The organism is Sneathiella chungangensis (genome assembly GCF_009882935.1).
GTDB classification, from domain to species: domain Bacteria; phylum Pseudomonadota; class Alphaproteobacteria; order Sneathiellales; family Sneathiellaceae; genus Sneathiella; species Sneathiella chungangensis.
Window position 1 is genome coordinate 1 of the sequence record NZ_WTVA01000010.1, and the last position, 1,198, is coordinate 1,198.

Annotated in this window: 2 protein-coding genes; both read right to left on the reverse strand. The window is 50.8% G+C overall.

What is annotated here, in order from left to right:
- Positions 1-88: 88 nt before the first annotated feature.
- Complete coding sequence (locus GQF03_RS11545) at positions 89-262, reverse strand: hypothetical protein (RefSeq protein ID WP_161339452.1); 174 nt, start codon at positions 260-262, stop codon at positions 89-91.
- A 32-nt stretch (positions 263-294) separates the two neighbouring features.
- The coding region (locus GQF03_RS11550; RefSeq protein ID WP_161339453.1) for a hypothetical protein at positions 295-1,198 on the reverse strand (904 nt) is incomplete at its 5' end.

The following is a 1,198-nucleotide window of genomic DNA, read 5'->3' on the forward strand; positions in this document are numbered from 1 at the left end:
TTTCATCGTGCCAATCCTCAAACAACTGAAAGTTATATCGCGACAATAGGCATTTCGCGCAAATTTATAAAGCCCTCATCGCGGTTTTTTACGTGATGTCCGTGGAGGTATTGAGGAGAATATAAAGACCGACGGCGATCAGCAGGAAGGGGAGGGCCTTCGGCGCGTAGCGCTGCAGGAATGCCTTCATCGACGGATGGCTGACGGCTTTCTGTGCGACGAATGTGAGGGCGCCCGCCGCAATCAGGATACTTGCCGCCATCCAGCCCGTGAGCCCTGGACGGGTGTCGGGTGTTACTGCTTTTTCATATAAATACCGAGCGTTCCGGGACAGCCGCCCACTGTTGTTGCCGTAAATCTCTTCTCCGATTTATCGAGGACAAACCGGTCTCTCCAATTCCATTCACCGGCGCTGTAGGGCACGTCAAATTTCAAATCGACAAATCCATTGGAATTCTCACCTGAGACAAATAGTGGACTGCCGCTATTCCAGTAGGTAGACGAGATTTTTCCCCGGTGAAAATCGAGAACAAAATCCCAGCTGTTGTTTCTTGGACAATTGCTGAGGTTTCCCGATCCTCTTTCGTAATGAACGGCAACGCGCCATAATCCGGTCGGGTCAAACACATTCGCATGTGCGGTATTTTTTGTCCGGTCCTGAATGCCGCTTTCCGTATCCATTTTTTTCATGTGTACGCCAATAGTGCCTGTACAGCCGGAGGGTGCGCCCCCCGCCGATGTCATTGTTAATCTCTTCTCATTGGCGTCAAGATGGAACCTTTCCGTCCATTTCCATTGACTTCCGCCAGTCGGGATATCGAATTGCAGGTCGACGTAATCTTCGGAATTTTCACCGGTGACATATAGTGCGGCTCTATCTTTCCAAACGGTCTGATTTATTTTTCCCCGTGTAAGGTTGAGCACGAAATTCCAGGTATTATCGCGGGAACACCAACTCGAATTTCCGTTGCCTCCCCTATAGGTAACAGAAACTTGCCAACGTCCCGTGGGATCGAATCTTTTTACGCCACTGGTCCTTAGTTGCGCGAGTTCGTTGAGGCGTTGCTGCGCCGCTGCGGCGTAGGGTCCGTCGCCATACCTGTCCATGAAATCTTGCAGCACCAACGGATCATTCGTGTTTTCGGCCTGCTTCCATGCCTCCATCATTGCTTTATCACCGGTGGTAAGCTGTTCATTC